This window comes from Streptomyces sp. NPDC050738 (assembly GCF_040654175.1).
GTDB lineage: Bacteria > Actinomycetota > Actinomycetes > Streptomycetales > Streptomycetaceae > Streptomyces.
Window position 1 is genome coordinate 270,086 of sequence record NZ_JBFAHN010000006.1, and the last position, 19,141, is coordinate 289,226.

Here is a 19,141-nt window from a genome sequence, read left to right on the forward strand (position 1 = left end):
TACGGAATCCCGTACCGCCCCTGCTCCGTCTCTCCCCGCCTACTTCAGCGCGAGCACCAGGGAGTCCCCGGGCGAGGCCCACACGCCCCGCGCCTCCCCGAATCCGGCGCCCTTGAGCGTCGCCACATGCCAGTCCAGCGGCGGCATCTCGCCGTCCGCGTGCTCCCCGTAGATCTCGTAACGGCGCGCGGTCGCCTCGGCGAGGACCGGGTCCTTGCCCGCCACATCCCACCACTGACGCCAGTCGAGCGCGCCGTCCGCCTTGGCGCTCTCCATGGCGCGCTCCTCGCCCGCCCTGACGGCGGCGTCGATCCGCGGCGTTCCCTCGTGGCGCATGTGGTCGGCGTTCATGAACACGCCCCCGTCGCGCACCAGCCGGCCGATCTGTCCGTACAGCGCGGCGAGCGGTTCGAGGTGCAGCCAGTGCAGGGCGGTCGCGGTGAGCACGGCGTCGTAGCTCTCGTACGGAAGCCGCTCGGTCCATGCCGGGTCCTTCAGGTCCGCGGTCACGAAGCTCACGCGCTCGTCCCCGGCGAAGTAGCCCTGCGCGATCGTCAGCAGCGCGGGGTCGAGGTCGACCCCGGTGGAGACGGCGTCCGGGAACCTGCGCAGCACCCGGTCCGTAATACTTCCCGTACCGCACGCGAGATCCAGCACCCGCGGCGCGGGCCCCACCAGCGCCTCGATCATGTCCAGCATCACCCGGAACCGCTCCTCGCGGTCGGGGAGGTACACCTCCTGCTGGCGGTCCCAGCTCCGCTGCCAGCCCGCCCAGTCCGTACCCGCCACTGTCTGCGCCATCAGGAACCACCCCACATGTAATACCCTGGACGCCAGATCGCCCGTTACGACCGACTGCCACGTCAGACCCTAGACCGCCCTCGTAAGGACTACAAGTGGAACTGGCCTATTACTCGGACTACGCCGTGCGTCTGGTCAACACCGAGGAGCCGGCCCGCAACAAGGACTCCCTCACCTCCGTCGAGGTGATCCGCGAGCTCTTCGGCGCCAATGTGCAGGCCTCCCGGCGGGCGACCGACTCCGACGTGACCCGCTTCCGTTCCGTACGGGCAAGGCTGCGCGCGGTCTTCGAGGCGGCGGACGGCGGCGACCAGACGCTCGCCGTCGACCTGCTGAACTCCCTGCTCCTGGAGTTCCCGGTCTCCCCGCAGATCTCCGGCCACGACCATCCCAAGGAGGACGGCACCCCGGACTGGCACATGCACCTGGCCGACCACCCCTCCAACGTCACGGCCGGCTATGCCGCGATCGCCGCCATGGGGCTCGCCTTCGCCCTCACCGAGTTCGGTGTCGACCGCCTCGGCCTGTGCGAGGCAGCGCCGTGCCGCAACGCCTATCTCGACACCTCGACCAACCGCTCACGCCGCTACTGCTCGGACCGCTGCGCGACCCGCGCCAACGTCGCCGCCTACCGCGCACGCAAGCGCTTGGAGACGTCCTTGTCCGACAGCACGGGCCGCAGCGACCGATAGAGCCACCCCAGCACCACACCCACCGACCGCCGGCGCCCGGCCTCCACCGGCCGGTAGCGCCCGCGCACCCGGCCGAGCACCAGCTCGTCGGGCACGGTGCCGAACACCCGGCTGTCGAGCGCGTTCTCCGCGAGGCTGTCGCCGAGCACCCACCAGCCCTCCTCGCGTCGCTCGATCAGCCGCTTCACGATCAGCAGATCCTGCTGCAGGGGATGCCGCAGCACCGCCACGTCACCCGGTCGCAGCTGCGCCCCGTAGTGCACGAGCACCTGGTCGCCCTGGCGCAATGTGGGCACCATCGAGGCTCCCATCACCTCTGCAATCCCCAACGGCACGCGTGGCTCCCGCTCCAGATCCGTCACTCGGCACCTCCCGGTACGAGCCATGTCCGTTCCTCCACAAGTCCCATGATGACCCCGGTCTTTTGACCTAAGCCCTAGGGGGCACCCGCGAAAACGGCTCTGCCACGGAGTAATGTCCCACCTGAGAAGACGATCACGAGGAAGGACAGCTAGATGCTTTCCCGCCTGTTTGCCCCCAAGGTTCAGGTCAGCGCCCACTGCGACCTGCCGTGCGGCGTGTACGACCCGGCCCAGGCCCGTATCGAGGCCGAGTCGGTCAAGGCCGTCCAGGAAAAGATGGCCGCCAACGACGACGCGCACTTCCAGGCTCGCGCCACCGTCATCAAGGAAGAGCGCGCGGAGCTCGCCAAGCACCACGTCTCGGTGCTCTGGAGCGACTACTTCAAGCCGCCGCACTTCGAGAAGTACCCGGAGCTGCACCAGCTGGTCAACGACACCCTGAAGGCCCTCTCGGCCGCCAAGGGCTCGACCGACCCGAAGACCGGCGAGAAGGCTCTCGAGCTCATCGCCGAGATCGACCGGATCTTCTGGGAGACGAAGAAGGCCTGACGCCTGATCCGTCCCCGCACACACCGACAGCACCTGGCCTTCGCGCGAAGCCAGGTGCTGTCGGCATGTACAGGGGCGTTACGTCCGGCGGCGGGCTCTGGCGGCCAGCAGGAACGTCAGGGTGCCGGTGCCCAGCGTGAGGGCGGCCGCCGATGCGCTCAGGATCCAGAAGTCGCCCGGGCCCGTGTCGGCCAGGCCCGAACCGCCGCCTCCGTCGGGGCCGTTGGGGCCGATCGGGGCAGGCGGCGCGGGCGGCGACGGGGAGTGGGACGGAGCCGGCGTCGGGGAGGGCGAGGGGGACGGGGAGGTGCGCGGCAGGACCGTGATCGTCACGGTGCCGGTGTCGCAGAGGACCGTCGTACGGGTCTCGCAGCCGATCAGCGTGAAGGTGTCCGTGCCGGTCCAGCCGGGGTCGGGGCGGTAGGTGTAGCCACCGCCCCCCGTGCTGGTGGCGGTGCCGTGCAGCGGTTTCCGGCCGATCCGGACGAGGACGGCGCCGTTCCGTGCGGGGGTCACCACGACGCTGCCGGCCGCCGTCTCATCCACGTGGATCGTCTGCCGGTCGTCGCCGACGACGGGCGGCTCGGGCTTCTCGATCACCACCAGGTGCACGGTGGCATCGGCGCACACGGTGGCGTCGTTGGGGCTGCAGACGCGGTACGGGAACGAATCGGCGCCCGTGTAGCCGGGGTCGGGGGTGTAGACCACGACGCCGTCCCTGACGACCGCCGTGCCGTGCTTCGGCTGGGCGAGGACCGTGGGCGCGTTCACCTGCCCGAGGTCGTTGAGGGTGACGTCGATGACGTTGGCCGAGTCGGCCGAAACGGTCAGGAAGTCGTCCTGGGCGATCGGCAGCACGGTCACCGTCACGGTCGCCCTGGCGCACATCACGGGGGTGCCGTCGTCGCAGACTTCCGTCTCGAAGGAGTCCTTTCCGGTGAAGTTGCCCGACGGCGTATAGGTGTAGAGGCCGCTCGGCAGCAGCTCGACGCTGCCGTGCGCGGTGCTGTGCCCCACGGTTCCGTTCTGGACCGCCTCCGGCAGGAAGTACGTCAGTTCCTGCCCGGCGTCCGGGTCGGTGGCGGCGACCGCTCCGAAGTGGCGGTGGCCCGTCGTCGTGGTCACGCTCTGGTCGTCGATCGTGGGGGCGTGGTTGAGCGGTACGGAGTTGGTGACCGTGGTCGTGACGCGGGCGGTTTCCGCGCTGCCGTCGTTGTCCGAGGCGTCGGGGTCGATGGTGGACGACGTACCGGAGACGATGTCGAGGAGGACGCCGGGGCTCGCTGCCGTACCGGTGACGGTGAAGCGCCGCACCGCGTCCGCGGCGAGCGTGCCGACGTTCCAGGTGACCTTCGTGCCGTCGGAGGAGACGGTGCCGCCGCCGGATGCCGTCACCCCGGTGAGCGCGGCGGGCAGGGCGTCCGTGACGACGACGTTCCGGGCATCTTCGGGGCCGAGGTTGGTGACGGCCACCTCGTAGGTGACCCGGCCTCCGGTGGCGACGTCGGCGGGCCCGGTCTTGGACACGTACAGGTCCGCGGATTTGCCGAGGAACGGAACGAGGGGGTGGCAGCCGGCGGGGCCCGTGTCGGGGTCGACGGTCACTTCCTGGCGTAGGACGTTCCGGACGGTCCCGCCCGTGGTGTCGAAGACGGCGCCGCCGGAGTTCGTCGTGTCCCAGAACCGCACCGGCTCATCGGCCGCATCGCCGGTGAACGTACCGAAGTTGGTGGTGTTGCCGGTGAAGCGGTAACCGCCGTAACCGGTGATGGTGCCGCCGTTGGTGAACTCGGCGCCTGCGATGACCCCGTCCTCGCTCTGCTCGATGCTGCCGGAGTTGTTGAGGTAGTCGGCGCCCATCGTGATGCGGCCCTGGTTGACGGCCTTGCCCGCGTTGGCCCAGCCCTGGGTGGTGGTGATGACACATCTGTTGTTGATCACCGAGGTGGTGGACGCGTTGAGGTACTGGTTGATGGAGACCGTGCCGGTGTTGTCGAGGGTGCCGTTGAGCGCGAAGCCGCTGCCCGCGCCGGAGAGGGTGCCCGAGTTGACGACGGTGGCATCGGCGGCGACGACGATCGAACCGGTCTTCACCGTGCCCGCGTTGTGCAGCATGCTGCCGTCGTTGAGGGTGAGTGCGTTGGGCAGGTCCATGGTGTGACGGCGGGTGTTCTCGATGAGGACCGTGCCGTTCGCGGTGAGGCCCTGGGCGCTGACGGAACCCTCGTTGACCAGCCGGAAACCGCTGACCACGGTCAGGTACTGGAGCGTCGCCGTCCCCTTGACGACCAGGGCGCCCGCCGCGTTGTTCATGTACGGCGGCGCGAACGTCGCGTCGGACGCCACGCACACCACGGCCCCCTGGGGGAAGGCGTTCACGCCGCCGCTGTACGTGCCGGACTTCAGCAGCACCGTCTCCCCCGACGCGAACGTCAGCACGTCCGTCGAGCCGCCGCTCAGCGTCCGCGTCGGGCTGTCGCACGCCCGCGAGGCGGCCTGCGCGCCGGGCATCGTCGGCCCGTCGTCCGCTGCGGCCCGCGCCTGGGGGCCGGCCCCGGGCACGAGGGCGGACAGGGCCAGCAGCGGCACGGCGAGCGCGGCGAGGCCGCGGAAGGCCGTACCGGGACGGAAAACGACACGCAGAGCCATGCCCTACTTGTACGACTATCACCCCCTTCTCCGGCGGGGCCCACGCCGAGCGGGTGCGCCGTTTCGCGCGGGTGGAGCAGAGCTCCTCCGATGCCCGTGGAAGATGGGCGGACCACCGAAGAGGAGATGCGCACATGTCGCGCTATCGCGAGGCCAAGTTCCGGGCCGTCACCGCCTTCCAGCGGCGCATCGGCAATCCGCTGCTGAGACGGCTGCCCACACAGACCCTCCTGGAGACCACAGGACGCACGTCCGGGCTGCCCCGGCGCACACCCGTCGGCGGGCGTCGCGTCGGGCAGGAGTTCTGGTTCGTCTCGGAGTACGGGGAGCGGTCCCAGTACGTGCGGAACATCCTGGCGCAGCCGCAGGTCCGGGTCCGGATCAAGGGGCGGTGGCACACCGGGACCGCGCATCCGGTCCCCGGGGACGACGCACGCGCCCGCCTGCGGACCCTGCCCCGCCTCAACAGCGCCGCGGTCCGCGCCCTGGGGAACGACCTGCTGAGCGTGCGGGTCGAACTCGGCTGACCGTGCGGCGGGGCTGAAGTACCTTGACGGCGTGCTGGAGATGCGTGAGATAGAGGCCTTCCTCGCCGTGGCCGAGGAGTTGCATTTCGGGCGGGCCGCCGAGAGGCTTCGGCTTTCGACGTCGCGGGTGAGCAGTCTCGTACGGGTGGTGGAGCGGCGGGCCGGGACCGCCCTCTTCGAGCGGACCAGCCGGGTGGTGCGCCTCACACCACCCGGGGAGCAGCTCTTCGCGGAGTTACGGGCCGCGTACATCCGTATGGAGCGCGCCCTTGACGATGTCCGGCGGTCGACCGAACTGGGCGGCGGGGTCCTGCGGGTGGGGTTCTCCACGACGCTGCCCGCGAAGCTGCGGCCCGCCCTCATCGCGGCGTTCGAGGCGAAGTATCCGGACTGCCGGATCGTGGCATCGGGTCTGCCGACCACCGACCTGTTCCGCTGGCTCGGCAAGGAATGGCCGGTCGACGTCTTCGTCAGCTGGATGCCTACTGGATCCGCACCGGTGGAGCCTCCGCTGCGGATCGGCCCCGTCATCCACCGCGTGGCGCGCGCAGTACTGCTCGGGTCCGGCCATCCGCTCGCGGGACAGCCGTCGATCGACGTCGAGGAGCTCGCCGGGCATGAGGTGATCTACCCCGAACTCCCTCCGTGGTTCGGAGAGTTGTGGGCACCGTCCGTCACTCCTGGCGGGCTGCCCGTCAAGCTGTGGCGTCTTCCCGCCGGCTATGTCGAGGATGTGCTGCGGATGGTCACGCAGGGAGATCTGGCACATCTGACGTTCACCTCCCTGCTCGACGCGTACGACCGGCCGGGCGTGGTCGTCACCGAGCTCACCGGACTGCCCCCGATGCCCGTCAGGGCCCTCTGGGCGGACGGTCAACACACTTACTGGGCACGGGCGTTCGCCGAGGTCTCGGGCGAGGTCGGGGCCACCTTCGCAGGGTGAGGGATCGTTGCGTACGGCAGCACGGTCGTGTTGCGGATCGCCGTTGATGGGCGGCGGCGTACGCGGGATCGTAGAGGCATGACAACAGAGATCAAGCGCTTCCGGATCGACGTACCGCAGGCCGACATCGACGACCTCAACGACCGTCTGGCGAAGGCTCGTTGGACCGATTCCGGTCCGGGCGACGAAGGCGAGTACGGGGTCTCCGTCAGCGAGGTGCGGCGGCTCGCCGAGTACTGGCGGGACGGGTACGACTGGCGTGCGTGGGAGGCCAGGATCAATGCGCTTCCGCAGTACACCACCGAGATCGACGGGCAGAACATCCACTTCCTGCACGTCCGCTCTCCCGAGCCCGGCGCCTTCCCGCTGATCCTCACGCACGGCTGGCCCGGCTCGTTCGTGGAGTTCCTCGACCTCGTCGGACCGCTCACCGACCCCGCCGCGCACGGCGGCGACCCGGCCGACGCCTTCCACCTGGTCATCCCGTCCCTGCCCGGTTTCGGCTTCTCGGGGCCGACCACGGACAAGGGGTGGACCACGGAGCGCACCGCGAAGGCCTGGACGGAGCTGATGCGGCGGCTCGGGTACGAGAAGTACGGGGCGCACGGCAACGACGCAGGTTCGATGATCTCCCCGGTGATGGGCCGCATCGACGGCGCGCACGTCGCCGGGGTGCATGTCACACAGGTCTTCTCGTTCCCCAGCGGTGACCCTGCCGAGTTCGCCGGGATGTCGGAGGAGGACATGGCGGGCATGCAGGTCCTGCAGTGGTTCATGGAGAACAAGTTCTCCTTCAATCAGCTGCACTCCCAGCAGCCGCAGACCCTTGCCCACGCCCTCGCCGACTCCCCGGTCGGGCTGCTCGGCTGGAATCTGCAGCTGTTCACCGCCGACATGATGGGCGGACGGAGCATCGACGACGACTTCATCCTCACCAATGTGGCGCTGTACTGGCTGACCGGTACGGCCGGCTCCGCCATCCGCTTCTACTACGAGGACGCCAAGGCGCAGCAGCAGGGCGCGGAAGCGGAAACTCTGGAGCCGACCACCGTGCCGCTGGGGCTGGCCTCGTTCGAGGGCGACTTCAAGTCGATCCGCCGGTTCGCCGAGCGCGACCACAAGAGCATCGCGCAGTGGCACACCTACAAGGAGCCGGGCGGACACTACGCGGCCCACCTGGAGCCCGAGGTGATGACCGAGGACATGCGGGGATTCTTCCGCGGGCTGCGCTGACCCCCGCCGCTCCGGGACGGTAGCCTCGCCTCTTCCGGTGGGAGCCGGAAGGGACTAGGGGGAACCACCATGCCGGAGCAGCAGCCACCCGCCGTACTGGAACGGGTCGGCGCCCTGCCCCTGCCGGGCGACGGTCCGACCAGGATCGGGCCGTACGCGCTGGTGGGTGTGCTCGGCAGCGGTGGCATGGGGCGGGTCTATCTGGGGCGTCCCGCGGACGGGGGTCCGGGGCTCGTCGCCGTGAAGGTGATCCGGCCCGAGTACGCCGAGGACCCCTCCTTCCGGCGGCGCTTCGAGCGGGAGGCCGCGGTGGTGGGGCGGGTGCGCAGCGCGCACGCTCCCGCACTCACCGGGACCGGCTACGACGGTGAACTCCTGTGGATGGGCACGGAGTTCATACCCGGCATCAGTCTCGCGGCGGCCGTGAAGGCGTACGGCCCGCTGGAGCCGGCCGGGGTCTGGCGGCTCGTGGGGCATCTGGGGCGCGCGGTGTCGGCGCTGGCCGCGGTCGGTGTCGTGCACCGGGATCTCAAGCCGTCGAATGTGATCCTCTCGGCGACCGGCGCCCATGTGATCGACTTCGGGATCTCGCACTCCGTGGAGTCGACGGCGATCACCTCGACCGGGGCCCGGGTCGGCACCCCCAGCTATATGTCGCCCGAGCATCTGCGGGACGGCAGGACCGACACCGCTTCGGATGTCTTCTCGCTGGCCTGCACGCTGATGTACGCGGCCACGGGGCATGCCCCGTTCGGGGACGGCACCGGGGTGGACGTCATGCACCGGGTCGCGTACGAGCAGCCCCGCCCGGAGGTCATCGGGGCGCTCGCCGCCGCCGATCCCCGGCTGGCGGAGCTGCTGGCCGCGTGTCTGGCGAAGGAGCCTGAGCGGCGGCCCATTCCGCAGTATCTGGCCGACGCGGCGGCCCGCTCGCAGGGGGCCGAGCCCCAGTGGCAGGAGCCGCTCGCGGGTGAAGTGCGGGAGCGGCAGCGGGCGTTCGAGGTACTGACCTCCATGAACGTGGAGCACACGGTGTTCCTGCGGCCGTCGAACGGTATCCCGGCGGGGAACCCCGACGCGCGTCCCACCGTCGCATCGCCCGCGACCGTGGCCCGGAGCCGGCGCCGGCGCACGGGGATCGCCGTGGCCGCCGCGGTGGCGGTGTGCGCGGTGGCCGTGGGCGGGGTGCTCATGGTGCGGGGCGGAGGGTCGGAGGGTGATACGGCGACCACCGCCTCGTCGGCGTCGGCGCCGGTCGGGGCCAAGGAGTCGCAGGCGGGCGGGAGTTCGGAGCTCGGGGGCTCGGAGGTCGGCGCGACCCCGTCCGCGTCGGGCAGGAAGACCCCGGACGGCGCGGCGAGTTCGACCCCGAAGCCCGGGGCGAGCGGCAGCGGTGCGGGGGCGCCGTCCGCGAAGGCCACCCGTAGGACGAGCGCCCCCACCCGGGGCGCCACCGCTTCCACCAGCACGAAACCGGCGCCGAAGCCGACCCCCAAGCCCACCCCGGCGTGGATCAGCCAGTGCACGTACTACTCGGGCACCGTGCAGACCGAGGCGGGCGACAAGGGGCAGCGGGTGGTGCAGGTGCAGTGCATGCTGACCAAGCGCGGGTACTCGGTCGGGTCGTCCGGTGTCGACGGGGACTTCGGCGCCGACACGACGGCTGCGGTGAAGCGGTTCCAGAGCGCGCGGGGGCTTGAGGTGGACGGGCAGGTGGGGCCGAACACCTGGGCCGCGCTGAGGAGTTGGACCTAGTCGAGGTGCGTGGACTCCGTGACGCGGTGGGCCTCCAGGCCCGGGGTCGCCAGGAGTTCGGCGATGCAGGACTCCGATCCGCCGACGTACGTACTGAACAGGTCGGTGTCGCCGCCGACGCACCAGGACCGGTCGTCGGGCCACCACAGGTCGGGCAGTTCGTCGGGCCAGGGGCAGTCGGGGTCCGCCTCGCCCTCCTCGGCCGGGGACGCGGCGTCGGCGAGGCGGCCGCTGAGCAGGATCTCCTCGCGGCCGGGGGTCTCGAAGTCGGGGACGCCGGTCCACTCGTACTGTCCGTAGCCCACCCAGAGGCCGAACCAGCAGCGGTCGGCGGTGCGGGTGTGCCGGGCCAGGACGGGGATCATGGTGCGGGCCACGGCGGAAGGGGTCGGGCCCTCCTTGGGGAGTTCGTCCCAGACGCCGGGGCGGCTCAACTCCCGGTTGTCGAGGTCGAATCGGTGGCCGAGGCCGATCAGCTCGTGCCAGGGGGTCGGGCCCGACACCGTACGGCCGTACGCGGCGGCCACCTCGTCCCACCGTACGGAGCGACCCGCGAGCCCCGCCGGGTGCAGGATGCGCGCGTACGCGGGGAAGCCGGGGGCGCACACCCGCGCCACCGTGGAGAAGGTGTCGTCGATCTCCGCCGGCCGCTGCTCCAGCCAGCGCGCCGGGGCCAGGTCCTGGCCCTCGACGTGCAGGCGGCCGTAGGTGGTGCGTGCGGTGTGCATGCCCCCAGTCTGGCTCAGACCCAGGGGGTGAGCGCGGCGACGAGGCCGCTGCAGCCGTCGCCGCCCGAAGGGTCGTCCGCGTACACCGTGTAGAGCGCGAAGGCCTGGACGAGCAGCAGCACCGGGATGAGGCAGGCCACGCAGGTGGCGAAGGTGCGCATGCCGCTGCGCGGGCGGGCGCGCAGCGTGAGCAGGAGCGCGCCGGCCGCCAGGGCGCAGAGCGGGGCCGCCCAGGCGGTGACGTACATACGGGTGGACGGGCCGAGGTACGCGCAGTGCTGGAAGGTGTCGCCGTCGAAGGAGAAGAAGGCGGCCAGGAGCGCGACCGACACCGCCACCAGGAGGGGGACGAGCAGGAACGCGCCCTGGCGGGCGGGGGCGTTGATCGTGTTCACGTCTGTCATGGGTGTCAGTACCAGTCCGGGTTCGGGCGGACGATCCGTACGTTCTGCTGCCCTTCGCCCTTCTCCGTGGCGGGGAGGCGGCCTTCCAGGCTGACGTTCTGGTTGGGGTCCGAGTGCTGGGTGTATTTGATCTCGCCGTCCGGCATGACGGCCGTGACGATGGCGGCGTGGTGGGTGTTGCCCACCTCGTTGGAGCCGCCGGAACCCTCCTGCTCGTAGTAGAGGATGTCGCCCGGCTTCACGTCGGTGCGCGGGACCTCCGCGCCGCCGTGCTTGAGCATGAAGTTCTGCTGGTTCTCGGCGGCGGCCCAGGAGTCCGAGTAGGCGAGGCGCTTGTCGACGTTGTCGATGCCGGTGCGGTTGCCGATCATCCAGGTGTCGTCGTCCGACGTGCCCCAGATGGAGGTCTTCTCCTTCATGCCGGAGGCGTGCAGGGCGTTGGAGACGAAGTTGGTGCAGTTGTTGCCGAAGTCGGTCGGGTCGTCCTTGTCCCAGTTGTCGAGGGCGTACTGGACCATCTTCACGCGGTCGTACTTGCCGTTGCCGCGCAGGTCCTTCTGTACGTCGGCCGGAATCCCGTCGAGGTTGGCGAGCGCGACCGGCTCGGCGAGCTGCATCTGCCTGCGCTGCTCGGGGGTGAGGCCGTTCCACCAGTTGGCGACCGTGGTGGGGCTCTTGCCGACCGGGATGTCGGCGGCGAGCATCTTCATCTCGGTCTGCGAGGCGTGCGTCTGGAGCTCGTTGAGGGCCTTGGTGGGGTCGTCGAGGCCCGTCTGGTTCGCGAGTTTCTGGAACTCCGCTGCCGCCAACTCATCGGCGGTGGTGACCTGTTGGACGGCCTGGTCGACGAGGTCCTGGACCTGGGTGCGGTACGGGCCGATCTCCTCGGCCTCCGTGCGGTTGTGCGGGGGCGGGGCGGTGACCGTGCCGTCGTCGGCGATGGTGAGGCCGTAGCGGTTGGCGAGCTCGACGGCCTCGCGCATGGTGCTGTGCGCGGTCTCCAGGGTGGTGGTCATGCCGTCGGCGACCATCTGGACGGCGAGGAGGATGTCGTACGCCGACTCCAGCTGGTTGGCCAGCTTCTCGAACTGCGCGGCGGCATCGGCCCCGACGGCGTCGGTCCAGTTGTCGGCGAGGGGCTTCGCGCCGTACTCGCGCAGGTCCTTGGCGGCGTCCAGGCTGTACTTCGCCAGGTCGTGCCACTCCTCGGATGCGGTGTGCCAGAGGGTGGGGCGGGCGTTGTTGATGCCCTGGTACGACACCATGGTCAGGCCTTTCCGAGGTCGTTGAGCCCGGAGCGCAGGCGGGATTCGGCCTCGGCGTCGGTGGAGGTGTAGCTGTGCGAGGAGTCGTGGAGCCTGGCGCTCAAGTCGCCCATCTTCTTGGCGAGTTCGACCATGTGCTCCTCCCACTTCTGGGCGCACACTTTGAGCTGGACCGGGCTCTGCCAGCCGTTGCCGTAGTGCGCGCCGTACACCGTGTCGCTGGTGTCGAGGGAGCCCGCGAGGCGCGCCATCACCTGACGCGAGAGGGCTTCGGTATCGGCAGCGGCGGCGGTGACGCGGGCCGTATCTATGCTGATGTCGCTCATTGGGCATCTCCCCGTATGGATGGACCGGTGCATCCTACGGCGGCGGGGTGACAGGGGTACCAGCGGGATTGGGGAGGCACGCGTGCACGAACTTCGGACAGTTGGGGACGGGCAGGTGCGGGGGCAGGCCCGCGCGTGGGGATTCTTCGCCGGGTGGGCGGCGGCGGGCGCGGGGCTGATGCTGGCGCTGCTGACCGTGCTGTCGATCGGGGTGTTCGTACTGCCGGTCGCGGTGGCGCTGGTGGTGGTCCTGATCAGGCTCAAGGACTCCGAACGGGGCCTGCCCGGGCTGGTGTCGGGGGTGGGGGCGCCGCTGCTGTACGTGGCGTATCTGAACAGGTCGGGGCCCGGCACGGTGTGCACGACGTCGGGGACGGGCCAGACGTGCACGGAGGAGTGGAGCCCCTGGCCGTGGCTGGCGGCGGCAGTGATCGTGGTGGGGGTCGGGATGGCTGTGATGGCGATGATGCAGAGGCGGGCGCGGGGGTAGGTGGATCCAGATGGGGAAGAACCCTTCCGGAAGAGTTCTTCTGCTTCTAGTCTCGTTCCCATGACCGATCCGACAGCCCCGCTCTCCCCCGATCCGGACCGCGACATATCCCTGGATGCCGCCACTCTCCGCGTCCTCGCCCATCCCCTGCGGCTCACCCTTCTGGGGCGGCTGCGGCAGTACGGCCCGTCCACCGCACGGCAGTTGGCCCGGCTGTACGACCTCGACCCCGGTGCCGCCAGCTATCACCTGCGGCGCCTCGCGGCCGGCGGCCTCATCGAGGAGGACGCCGAGCGGGGCAACCGGCGCGACCGGTGGTGGCGTGCCGTGCACCGGCAGTCCTTCCACGACCCGGCCGACCACGCCCACGCCGCTTCCGACGACGCCGACAGCCGCGCCTACACGCAGGCGGTCGTCCTCGCGTACGGGGAGCAGCTGCGCAGGGTGGCGAGCACGGTTCCGCTGCTCTCCGACGACTGGCACGCGGCCGCGATCTTCGCCGACTACACGGTGGAGCTCACCCCCGCCGAGCTCGACGCGATGAAGGCGGAGATCGTCGCGACGGTCGCCAAGTACCGCAACCGGCAAGCGAGTTCACCGGGGTCGGAGCGCGTCTCCGTACAGCTGCAGGCCTTTCCCCTGGTGGAGGAGTGACGGCGACGACCGCCGCCGCCTACCGCGACACCAACGTCCTGCGCTGGGTGGGCGCCTACACCGCCTCGGTCACCGGGGACGTCGTCTACTTTCTCGCGCTGACCTGGGCCGTCACCCGTACGGCAGGCCCCGCCCAGGCAGGCGCCGTGCTCGCCGCAGGTGCCGTGCCGCGCGCCGTGCTGATGCTCGGGGGCGGGGTGGTCGCCGACCGGTTCGGGGCGCGAAGGGTGGTCGTCGTCAGCGACGCCGTGCGGTGCGCGGTGATCCTGGCGGTGGCCGTGGCCGTGTACGCGGCGGGGGCCGAGCTGTGGCTGCTGTACGTGCTGGCCGTCGTCTTCGGCACCGTGGACGCGCTGTTCATGCCGGCCGTCGGCGCACTGCCGCCGCAGATCGCGCCGCAGGACCAGCTGGGCCGTGTGCAGGGGATGCGCGCGCTGGCGGTACGGCTGAGCAATGCGGTCGGGCCGCTGATCGGCGGGCTGGTGCTGGGCGTCGGGGGCCCTTCGGCGGCGCTTGGGGGCGCGGGGCTGCTGTTCGGGGCGTCGCTGGTGCTGCTGCTCGGCGTACGGGTGGAGCCGCTTTCCGTACGGGAGACGACCGGTCCGCGGGCGAGCGCCTGGGCCGACTTCCGCGACGGGTTCGGCTACCTCCGGCGCAACCGACACCTCACCCGGCTGGTGATCGTGATCGGCCTGGGCGAGATGTGTTTCAGCGGCCCTGTGGCGGTGGGTCTGGTGCTGCTCACCGGCGAACGGGGCTGGGGCACAGGGGTGTTGGCCGGAATCCTGGCCGCCTTCTCGGTGGGCGGTGCGGTCTCCGCGCTGGTGCTGACGGCCGCGCGCCGCATTCCGTACGCCGGGCTCTTCCTGACCGGCGCCCTGGTCCTCACGGCGGTCGCCATCACCCTGGTCGGGCGCATCCCCTCGCCTGGGCTCGCGGTCGCGCTCGGGGCGGTGACGGGGGCGGCGAGCGGGGCGGCCATGGTGATCGGCAACGCCCTGCTCCAGAAGGAGACCGACCCCCGCTATCTGGGCCGGGTCTCCTCCGTGACCGGGCTCTGCACGCTGGGACTGAGCCCGCTGCTGCTGCCGCTGGCGGGGCTGGTCGCGGCGGCCTGGGGGGCTGCGGCGTTCTTCGCGGGGTGCGGAGCGGTGTGCCTGGTGGCGGCGGGGGTCGGGCTCTCGGTGCGTAGCCTGCGTACCGCCAAGTTCTAGACGGGGCCGGTAGGTTCGGGCCATGCCGACCGATCAGCTGCTGGGTTCCGGGCGCGATGCCGACGTGTACGCGCTGGACGACGCGTGGGTGCTGCGGCGCTACCGCGACGGCATGAGGACGCTCACCGCCGACGAGGCGGCGGCGGTGCCGAGGGATCACCGGAGCTGGCGGAGGGCGCCCGCGCCGGGCTCGCCGCGCTGCTGAAGGGGCGCGATGGAGCCGGGGATCTCGCGGGGGCGAGGGCGATGCGGGCGGCCAACCCGACGATGAGCGCACGGGAGTTGGAGCAGCTGGACGCGGCCGTGGAGCTGGTGCTCAGTTCCGTGCGGGGTTGATCGGGGCCGGGTCCGCGTGCAGTTCCGTATCGGCCGGGCCGACCGCGAGGCGGGTGAAGCGGACCTGAAGGCCCGCGCGTTGCGGCGAGCAGCAGAAGGGGCCCGCGGAGGCGGCGGCATCGGGGGCGAGCGGCGCGAGGCGGACCATGCGCCAGGGGCCGTCCTCGCAGCGGGCGCGGATCGTGACCGCATCGCCGACGCGGCTCGCACGGACCGTGACGCGGCGGCCCGCCCAGTCGGGGACGGGGGCCATGGACCAGTCGGAGCTGCCGTGGGTGACGACGGCACCCAAGTGCGGTGCGGAGTCGGTGACTTCGATGCCCGCCTTGATCCACGTGCTCTCGTCGACACGGACCATGAGGCCGGCCTGGTCGTAGAGGTCGGTGAAGCCGGCGGAGTCGAAGGTGACCTCCACGGCGGATCCGGCGGGCAGGTCGGTGAGGAGGGCATGGCCGTCGTCGTGCACGAAGCCGTAGCTCGTCGTGCGCCAGAAGTCGGTCTTGTCGCGGGTGGTGACGAGAAGGTGGTCGCCGTCGCGGTCGATGGCCGCGGGCGCATTCAGCCAGGCGGCGTCGGACCAGTCGAGGTCGTAACCGCCGTTCCAGGGCTGGACCTTGACGACGGCGTCGACGGGGACCGGGCCGTAGATGTGGGGGAAGTCCTCGGCGCCGGGAGCCGGGGGTTCGTAGCGCAGGGGCGCGGCGAGGCGGTCGCTGTCGATGGTGAGGAGGACGAGGTCGCCGGGGCCGGTCCAGTCGCCGTAGAGGAATCCGGCGACCGCGACGACCTGGTGGCGGAGCGAGGTGTGGATGAAGCCCTCCTCCTGGAGGGTGCGGCCGCGGGTGGACATCTCGTACGTACCGGAGGTGAGGGCGGCGTCCCACAGGGTGCGCTCGGTGAGGTGCAGGAGGGCTGTCATGGGGCCACGCTAGCCGGGACGGCCGGGGCCCATTCGGTCGCAGTTGTCCAGATCGCATGGCGGGTACGGGTACGTACCCGTACCCTGATGCCATGGGAAGGAGCACGACGATGTCCGATGCAAACGTCCGTATCCCCGAGGAAGCCAGAGACCGCCTCGCCGCCATCGCCACCGCGGAGGGCCTGTCGCTGCGCGCATACCTGGCCCGTCTCGCCGAGACCCTGCTGACCCCGGCCGAGCGGGCCGAGCGCGCCGAGCAGGCACTGACCGCATTGCGGGAGTGGAACGGTTACGCCCCGACTCCGGCCGAGCAGCATGACCTGGACAGCGAGCTCGACCGCCGCCTGGCACAGGGGGCCGTGCAGTGAGCGATGCCATGCACATCGTTCTGGACGACACCGCGATGGCCGCGGTCGGCCAAGGGAACGTCCTCGCGTCCCGGCTCATCCATCGGGCGCACGCAGAGGCGGGCTGGTTCCTGTACGCCCCGGCCTGCGCTCTCGTCGAAGCCGACCGCGCCCGCCCCGGCACGGCGGAGCACCTGGCGTCCCTGCCTGGCATCACCGTCCTCGATCTGGACCTGGCAGCCACCCTCGTGGTCGCGCGACAGGAGGGGTGGGCAGCGGCACACAGCCAGTACGCGGCGCAGCCCACCCCCGATCGCCCCGACGGAGCGGTCATCGCGACCACCGCGCCGGGCCGGTGGGCCGGCGAACCGGTCCGCACCCTGGACCTCAGTCCGTAACGCCGCTCAGCCCCGGAGCACCTTCTCCTCCAGCCGCGGGTCCAGGCCCACCACCGGCCGGTCCTTGCGCTGGGGGGCCGTGCCGCCCAGGGACCGCAGCCAGGTCCAGGTGTCCGTCACCGTCTCCCCGATCGGGCGGCAACTCAGGCCCGCCGCAAGCGCCTTGGAGACATCGCCCTGGTGCACCGAGTCGTGCAGCTCGCCCGGCGGGATCCAGATCGGGAGCTGCATCCACGGCTCGATGCCCGCCGCGGCGATCGGCTCGGGGTCCGTCCAGCGCAGCTCCGCCGTCGCGGACCCCGTCGCCGCGACGCAGGCGTCCAGGAGTTCGCCCATCGTGGTGTGGCCGGGCGCGCTGACCGTGTCGTACGCGCCCGACAGGCCCGCCTGCGCCGCGTCGAGGACCCAGGCCGCCAGGTCGCGGGCGTCGATGTACTGGAGCGGCAGGTCGCGCGGGCCCGGCGCCAGGACGGGGCCGCCCCGGGCGATGCGGTTCAGCCACCACGGGAGGCGGCCGATGTTCTCGTACGGGCCGATGATCAGGCCCGCCCTGGCCAGCAGCGCGCGGTCGCCGAACGACTCGACGGCCGCCAATTCGCCGCCGGCCTTGCCCTCCGCGTACGGGATCTCGCCCGTCAGGCCGGGGTCCGACTCGACCACCGGGGCGGTCTCGTCGGCGCCTGCGGGGGTCGGGTAGGCGTAGACGGAGCGGCTGGAGACGTACGTGTAGTGGCCGGCCCGCGCCGCGAGGAGGCGGGCGGATTCCCGTACGACCGCGGGGGCCGCCGACCAGGTGTCCACCACCAGGTCCCAGGACCCGTCGCCCAGCGCCGCCAGGCCGTCGGGGGTCGTGCGGTCGCCGTGCAGCGCGGTGGCTCCGGGCGGGGCGGGGTTGGTGCCGCGATGGAGGACCGTGACGTCCCAGCCCCGGCCGATGGCGTCCTCCGCCACGGCCCGGCCCACGAATTCGGTACCGCCGAGGATCAGTAGCTTCATGGTCATGACTGCCACCCTGCCCGGAGTCCGGTGCGCGGGGCGGCTGCGCACGCTCTCAGCGGAATCCGCTCAGTGCGTAAGGTTTCCGGCATGAGCAGACGCTTGTGGGCACTCGCCGGCGCGGTGGTGACCGTCGCCGCCGGACTTGCCGTGCGGGCCTGGGGCGGCGGGGAGTTCGCGAAGTACGCGGGGGACGCCCTGTACACGGTGATGGTGTGCGCCGTCGTGGTCGTCGTCGCGCCCCGGCTGCGCACCGCCGTCGCCGCGGGCATCGCGCTGGGATTCAGCTGGGCCGTCGAGTTGTTGCAGATCGTGGGGATCCCGGCCGCCCTGCGGCCGCTCCTCGGGTCGACCTTCAACGCGCCGGACCTGTTCTGGTACGTCGTGGGGGCGGCCCTGTGCTGGTGCGTCGGCGGAGTGAAGGGGATCAGCCATGGACATCAAGGACGCCGCTCAACGGTTCGTGCGTGTCTGGGAGTTCGGGTGGAGGAGCGGTGACGCGGACGCCATCTCGGAGCTGTACGCCGAGGACTGCGTCCACCGGTCCATGCCCTTCCGCGCCCCGCACCGCGGGCGCGGCGAGATCACCGCGTACATCCGGCGCTCCTTCGAGGACGAGCACGCCCTCGACGTGCGCTTCGGCGAGCCGCTGCTGACCGAAGGCGGCGTCGCCGTCGCCGAGTTCAGGGTGCTGGCCGAGGAGGACGGGAAGCCGTGCACGCTGGCCGGGTGTGTGTTCGTACGCTTCCGGGAGGCGGACGGGCTCGCCGTGGAGACCCGCGACTACTGGCACAGCACGCCCGGACACCAGGAGCCCGAGGGCCCGCTCGGCCTGTCTCCGCTCATGTAGCCGCAATTGCTGTTCGCTCCCGCAGGTGAGCGGCTAGATTCGGGTGCATCGACATCTCCGGAGGGGCCTCATGATGTACGACTTCGACCACGCTCCCGTACCGGAGGGGCCCGCGGCCCTCGCGGCCCTGCGCAGCGCCGCATCGGACGCCGGTTTCACCCTGTCCTGCGAGGACCGCACCGGTGCCTTCCTCGCCACGCTCGCCGCGGCGGTGCCGTCCGGCGGCCGCATCCTCGAACTCGGCACCGGGGTGGGCGCGGGCTCCGCCTGGCTGCTCAGCGGGATGGCCGCCGAGGGTGTGGAACTGATCAGCGTCGAGCTCGACGAGAGCGTGCAGGGCGTCGCCCGCAAGGAGTTGGGCGACGACCCGCGGGTGAGCTTTGTGACGGGGGACGGCGGGGCGTGGCTGGACACGTACCGCGGTCAGCCCTTCGATCTGATCTTCGCCGACACCTGGCCGGGCAAATTCACGCACCTGGACGCCGCGTTGAAGCTGGTCAAGCCGCACGGTACGTATGTGATCGACGACCTCTACCCGCAGCCCGGCTGGCCCGAAGGCCACCAGGCCGAGGTCGACCGGCTGCTCGGCGAGCTCTTCGCACGGCGCGACTTCACCTGCGTACGCATGGGGCAGAAGGGGGTCTCCTGCGGGGTGCTGACGGCCGAGCGGTCGCGGGGTGCCGCGCGGCGGGGACGCTAGAGC

The 19,141-nt window shown here is 71.2% G+C and carries 23 protein-coding genes and 2 pseudogenes; 15 read left to right on the top strand and 10 right to left on the bottom strand.

Annotated elements, in window-relative coordinates; translation table 11 throughout:
• Positions 1 to 39 precede the first annotated feature (39 nt).
• Positions 40 to 801, bottom strand: a complete 762-nt coding sequence (locus AB0H78_RS18165; RefSeq protein ID WP_363235413.1) for a class I SAM-dependent methyltransferase — start codon at positions 799 to 801, stop codon at positions 40 to 42.
• A gap of 95 nt (positions 802 to 896) precedes the next feature.
• Here AB0H78_RS18165 and AB0H78_RS18170 point away from each other — a divergent pair, with 95 nt between their 5' ends.
• Complete coding sequence (locus AB0H78_RS18170) at positions 897 to 1,493, top strand: CGNR zinc finger domain-containing protein (protein WP_363235415.1); 597 nt, start codon at positions 897 to 899, stop codon at positions 1,491 to 1,493.
• Here AB0H78_RS18170 and sodX read toward each other — a convergent pair.
• Positions 1,430 to 1,879 (bottom strand): nickel-type superoxide dismutase maturation protease, encoded by a 450-nt coding sequence (gene sodX / locus AB0H78_RS18175; protein WP_363235416.1) that lies wholly within the window; start codon positions 1,877 to 1,879, stop codon positions 1,430 to 1,432. The two genes, AB0H78_RS18170 and sodX, sit on opposite strands and share 64 nt — an antisense overlap.
• Before the next feature lie 129 nt (positions 1,880 to 2,008).
• Here sodX and sodN point away from each other — a divergent pair, with 129 nt between their 5' ends.
• Positions 2,009 to 2,404: a superoxide dismutase, Ni gene (sodN, locus tag AB0H78_RS18180; RefSeq protein ID WP_363235417.1), complete on the top strand. Its 396-nt coding sequence runs from the start codon at positions 2,009 to 2,011 to the stop codon at positions 2,402 to 2,404.
• Positions 2,405 to 2,482: 78 nt separating this feature from the next.
• Here the strand turns inward: sodN and AB0H78_RS18185 are convergent, their stop codons facing one another.
• Positions 2,483 to 5,053, bottom strand: a complete 2,571-nt coding sequence (locus AB0H78_RS18185; RefSeq protein ID WP_363235418.1) for an Ig-like domain-containing protein — start codon at positions 5,051 to 5,053, stop codon at positions 2,483 to 2,485.
• Between the two features lie 134 nt (positions 5,054 to 5,187).
• On the opposite strand from AB0H78_RS18185, the gene AB0H78_RS18190 reads away from it, so the two are divergent.
• The 4 genes from AB0H78_RS18190 (at position 5,188) to AB0H78_RS18205 (ending at position 9,511) form a co-directional block, all read left to right on the top strand.
• The gene (locus AB0H78_RS18190) at positions 5,188 to 5,580 is read left to right on the top strand and encodes a nitroreductase/quinone reductase family protein (RefSeq protein ID WP_363235419.1); all 393 of its coding nucleotides are present in this window, start codon (positions 5,188 to 5,190) and stop codon (positions 5,578 to 5,580) included.
• 40 nt (positions 5,581 to 5,620) lie between these two features.
• A complete protein-coding gene (locus AB0H78_RS18195; protein WP_363235647.1) occupies positions 5,621 to 6,523 on the top strand; it encodes a LysR family transcriptional regulator in 903 nt (300 codons plus the stop codon).
• A 78-nt stretch (positions 6,524 to 6,601) separates the two neighbouring features.
• The gene (locus AB0H78_RS18200) at positions 6,602 to 7,756 is read left to right on the top strand and encodes an epoxide hydrolase family protein (RefSeq protein ID WP_363235420.1); all 1,155 of its coding nucleotides are present in this window, start codon (positions 6,602 to 6,604) and stop codon (positions 7,754 to 7,756) included.
• A gap of 69 nt (positions 7,757 to 7,825) precedes the next feature.
• Complete coding sequence (locus AB0H78_RS18205; protein WP_363235421.1) at positions 7,826 to 9,511, top strand: serine/threonine-protein kinase; 1,686 nt, start codon at positions 7,826 to 7,828, stop codon at positions 9,509 to 9,511.
• Here AB0H78_RS18205 and AB0H78_RS18210 read toward each other — a convergent pair.
• Genes AB0H78_RS18210 through AB0H78_RS18225 form a run of 4 tightly spaced genes read right to left on the bottom strand, consistent with a single transcriptional unit; the run spans position 9,508 to position 12,234 of the window.
• The gene (locus tag AB0H78_RS18210; RefSeq protein ID WP_363235422.1) at positions 9,508 to 10,239 is read right to left on the bottom strand and encodes a hypothetical protein; all 732 of its coding nucleotides are present in this window, start codon (positions 10,237 to 10,239) and stop codon (positions 9,508 to 9,510) included. The genes AB0H78_RS18205 and AB0H78_RS18210 overlap by 4 nt on opposite strands.
• A 14-nt stretch (positions 10,240 to 10,253) precedes the next feature.
• Positions 10,254 to 10,643, bottom strand: coding sequence for a hypothetical protein (locus tag AB0H78_RS18215; RefSeq protein ID WP_363235423.1), 390 nt, complete (start codon positions 10,641 to 10,643; stop codon positions 10,254 to 10,256).
• A 5-nt stretch (positions 10,644 to 10,648) separates the two neighbouring features.
• Positions 10,649 to 11,908 (bottom strand): amidase domain-containing protein, encoded by a 1,260-nt coding sequence (locus AB0H78_RS18220; RefSeq protein ID WP_363235424.1) that lies wholly within the window; start codon positions 11,906 to 11,908, stop codon positions 10,649 to 10,651.
• Between the two features lie 2 nt (positions 11,909 to 11,910).
• Positions 11,911 to 12,234 carry a type VII secretion target gene (locus AB0H78_RS18225; protein WP_363235425.1) on the bottom strand — a complete coding sequence of 108 codons (324 nt, stop codon included), beginning with the start codon at positions 12,232 to 12,234 and terminating at the stop codon, positions 11,911 to 11,913.
• Between the two features lie 82 nt (positions 12,235 to 12,316).
• On the opposite strand from AB0H78_RS18225, the gene AB0H78_RS18230 reads away from it, so the two are divergent.
• From AB0H78_RS18230 to AB0H78_RS18245, 4 genes and pseudogenes are all read left to right on the top strand, one after another.
• Positions 12,317 to 12,724, top strand: coding sequence for a hypothetical protein (locus AB0H78_RS18230; RefSeq protein ID WP_363235426.1), 408 nt, complete (start codon positions 12,317 to 12,319; stop codon positions 12,722 to 12,724).
• 60 nt (positions 12,725 to 12,784) lie between these two features.
• Positions 12,785 to 13,378: a winged helix-turn-helix domain-containing protein gene (locus tag AB0H78_RS18235; RefSeq protein ID WP_363235427.1), complete on the top strand. Its 594-nt coding sequence runs from the start codon at positions 12,785 to 12,787 to the stop codon at positions 13,376 to 13,378.
• Positions 13,375 to 14,592 carry an MFS transporter gene (locus AB0H78_RS18240; protein WP_363235428.1) on the top strand — a complete coding sequence of 406 codons (1,218 nt, stop codon included), beginning with the start codon at positions 13,375 to 13,377 and terminating at the stop codon, positions 14,590 to 14,592. The genes AB0H78_RS18235 and AB0H78_RS18240 overlap by 4 nt, the downstream gene beginning before the upstream one ends.
• 22 nt (positions 14,593 to 14,614) lie before the next feature.
• A pseudogene (locus AB0H78_RS18245) lies at positions 14,615 to 14,701 on the top strand (aminoglycoside phosphotransferase family protein); the annotation flags it as partial.
• Positions 14,702 to 14,908: 207 nt separating this feature from the next.
• Here the strand turns inward: AB0H78_RS18245 and AB0H78_RS18250 are convergent.
• Together AB0H78_RS18250 and AB0H78_RS18255 are read right to left on the bottom strand one after the other, a co-directional pair.
• The gene (locus tag AB0H78_RS18250) at positions 14,909 to 15,490 is read right to left on the bottom strand and encodes a DUF1349 domain-containing protein (RefSeq protein ID WP_363235648.1); all 582 of its coding nucleotides are present in this window, start codon (positions 15,488 to 15,490) and stop codon (positions 14,909 to 14,911) included.
• Between the two features lie 39 nt (positions 15,491 to 15,529).
• Positions 15,530 to 15,847: pseudogene (locus AB0H78_RS18255) on the bottom strand (DUF952 domain-containing protein); the annotation flags it as partial.
• A 110-nt stretch (positions 15,848 to 15,957) separates the two neighbouring features.
• Between AB0H78_RS18255 and AB0H78_RS18260 the strand changes: the two are divergent.
• A complete protein-coding gene (locus AB0H78_RS18260) occupies positions 15,958 to 16,215 on the top strand; it encodes a hypothetical protein (protein ID WP_363235429.1) in 258 nt (85 codons plus the stop codon).
• An 8-nt stretch (positions 16,216 to 16,223) separates the two neighbouring features.
• Positions 16,224 to 16,592, top strand: coding sequence for a hypothetical protein (locus AB0H78_RS18265; RefSeq protein ID WP_363235431.1), 369 nt, complete (start codon positions 16,224 to 16,226; stop codon positions 16,590 to 16,592).
• Positions 16,593 to 16,598: 6 nt separating this feature from the next.
• Here AB0H78_RS18265 and AB0H78_RS18270 read toward each other — a convergent pair whose 3' ends face one another.
• Complete coding sequence (locus AB0H78_RS18270) at positions 16,599 to 17,588, bottom strand: NAD-dependent epimerase/dehydratase family protein (protein ID WP_363235649.1); 990 nt, start codon at positions 17,586 to 17,588, stop codon at positions 16,599 to 16,601.
• A 90-nt stretch (positions 17,589 to 17,678) separates the two neighbouring features.
• On the opposite strand from AB0H78_RS18270, the gene AB0H78_RS18275 reads away from it, so the two are divergent.
• The 3 genes from AB0H78_RS18275 to AB0H78_RS18285 all read left to right on the top strand — a co-directional run bounded on the left by AB0H78_RS18275 (position 17,679) and on the right by AB0H78_RS18285 (position 19,138).
• A complete protein-coding gene (locus AB0H78_RS18275; protein WP_363235432.1) occupies positions 17,679 to 18,086 on the top strand; it encodes a DUF2809 domain-containing protein in 408 nt (135 codons plus the stop codon).
• Positions 18,022 to 18,438, top strand: a complete 417-nt coding sequence (locus tag AB0H78_RS18280) for a nuclear transport factor 2 family protein (RefSeq protein ID WP_363235433.1) — start codon at positions 18,022 to 18,024, stop codon at positions 18,436 to 18,438. Before AB0H78_RS18275 ends, AB0H78_RS18280 begins: the two co-directional genes overlap by 65 nt.
• A 70-nt stretch (positions 18,439 to 18,508) precedes the next feature.
• Positions 18,509 to 19,138 (top strand): class I SAM-dependent methyltransferase, encoded by a 630-nt coding sequence (locus AB0H78_RS18285; protein ID WP_363235434.1) that lies wholly within the window; start codon positions 18,509 to 18,511, stop codon positions 19,136 to 19,138.
• Positions 19,139 to 19,141: the final 3 nt, after the last annotated feature.

What these genes read in the sequence shown, in the direction of transcription:
- AB0H78_RS18165 (WP_363235413.1), bottom strand. Translation starts at nt 801, where the DNA reads ATGGCGCAGACAGTGGCGGGTACGGACTGGGCGGGCTGGCAGCGGAGC.
- sodX (WP_363235416.1), bottom strand. Translation starts at nt 1,879, where the DNA reads ATGGCTCGTACCGGGAGGTGCCGAGTGACGGATCTGGAGCGGGAGCCA.
- sodN (WP_363235417.1), top strand. Translation starts at nt 2,009, where the DNA reads ATGCTTTCCCGCCTGTTTGCCCCCAAGGTTCAGGTCAGCGCCCACTGC.
- AB0H78_RS18185 (WP_363235418.1), bottom strand. Translation starts at nt 5,053, where the DNA reads ATGGCTCTGCGTGTCGTTTTCCGTCCCGGTACGGCCTTCCGCGGCCTC.
- AB0H78_RS18190 (WP_363235419.1), top strand. Translation starts at nt 5,188, where the DNA reads ATGTCGCGCTATCGCGAGGCCAAGTTCCGGGCCGTCACCGCCTTCCAG.
- AB0H78_RS18195 (WP_363235647.1), top strand. Translation starts at nt 5,621, where the DNA reads ATGCGTGAGATAGAGGCCTTCCTCGCCGTGGCCGAGGAGTTGCATTTC.
- AB0H78_RS18200 (WP_363235420.1), top strand. Translation starts at nt 6,602, where the DNA reads ATGACAACAGAGATCAAGCGCTTCCGGATCGACGTACCGCAGGCCGAC.
- AB0H78_RS18205 (WP_363235421.1), top strand. Translation starts at nt 7,826, where the DNA reads ATGCCGGAGCAGCAGCCACCCGCCGTACTGGAACGGGTCGGCGCCCTG.
- AB0H78_RS18210 (WP_363235422.1), bottom strand. Translation starts at nt 10,239, where the DNA reads ATGCACACCGCACGCACCACCTACGGCCGCCTGCACGTCGAGGGCCAG.
- AB0H78_RS18215 (WP_363235423.1), bottom strand. Translation starts at nt 10,643, where the DNA reads ATGACAGACGTGAACACGATCAACGCCCCCGCCCGCCAGGGCGCGTTC.
- AB0H78_RS18220 (WP_363235424.1), bottom strand. Translation starts at nt 11,908, where the DNA reads ATGGTGTCGTACCAGGGCATCAACAACGCCCGCCCCACCCTCTGGCAC.
- AB0H78_RS18225 (WP_363235425.1), bottom strand. Translation starts at nt 12,234, where the DNA reads ATGAGCGACATCAGCATAGATACGGCCCGCGTCACCGCCGCCGCTGCC.
- AB0H78_RS18235 (WP_363235427.1), top strand. Translation starts at nt 12,785, where the DNA reads ATGACCGATCCGACAGCCCCGCTCTCCCCCGATCCGGACCGCGACATA.
- AB0H78_RS18260 (WP_363235429.1), top strand. Translation starts at nt 15,958, where the DNA reads ATGTCCGATGCAAACGTCCGTATCCCCGAGGAAGCCAGAGACCGCCTC.
- AB0H78_RS18265 (WP_363235431.1), top strand. Translation starts at nt 16,224, where the DNA reads ATGCACATCGTTCTGGACGACACCGCGATGGCCGCGGTCGGCCAAGGG.
- AB0H78_RS18270 (WP_363235649.1), bottom strand. Translation starts at nt 17,588, where the DNA reads ATGAAGCTACTGATCCTCGGCGGTACCGAATTCGTGGGCCGGGCCGTG.
- AB0H78_RS18275 (WP_363235432.1), top strand. Translation starts at nt 17,679, where the DNA reads ATGAGCAGACGCTTGTGGGCACTCGCCGGCGCGGTGGTGACCGTCGCC.
- AB0H78_RS18280 (WP_363235433.1), top strand. Translation starts at nt 18,022, where the DNA reads ATGGACATCAAGGACGCCGCTCAACGGTTCGTGCGTGTCTGGGAGTTC.
- AB0H78_RS18285 (WP_363235434.1), top strand. Translation starts at nt 18,509, where the DNA reads ATGATGTACGACTTCGACCACGCTCCCGTACCGGAGGGGCCCGCGGCC.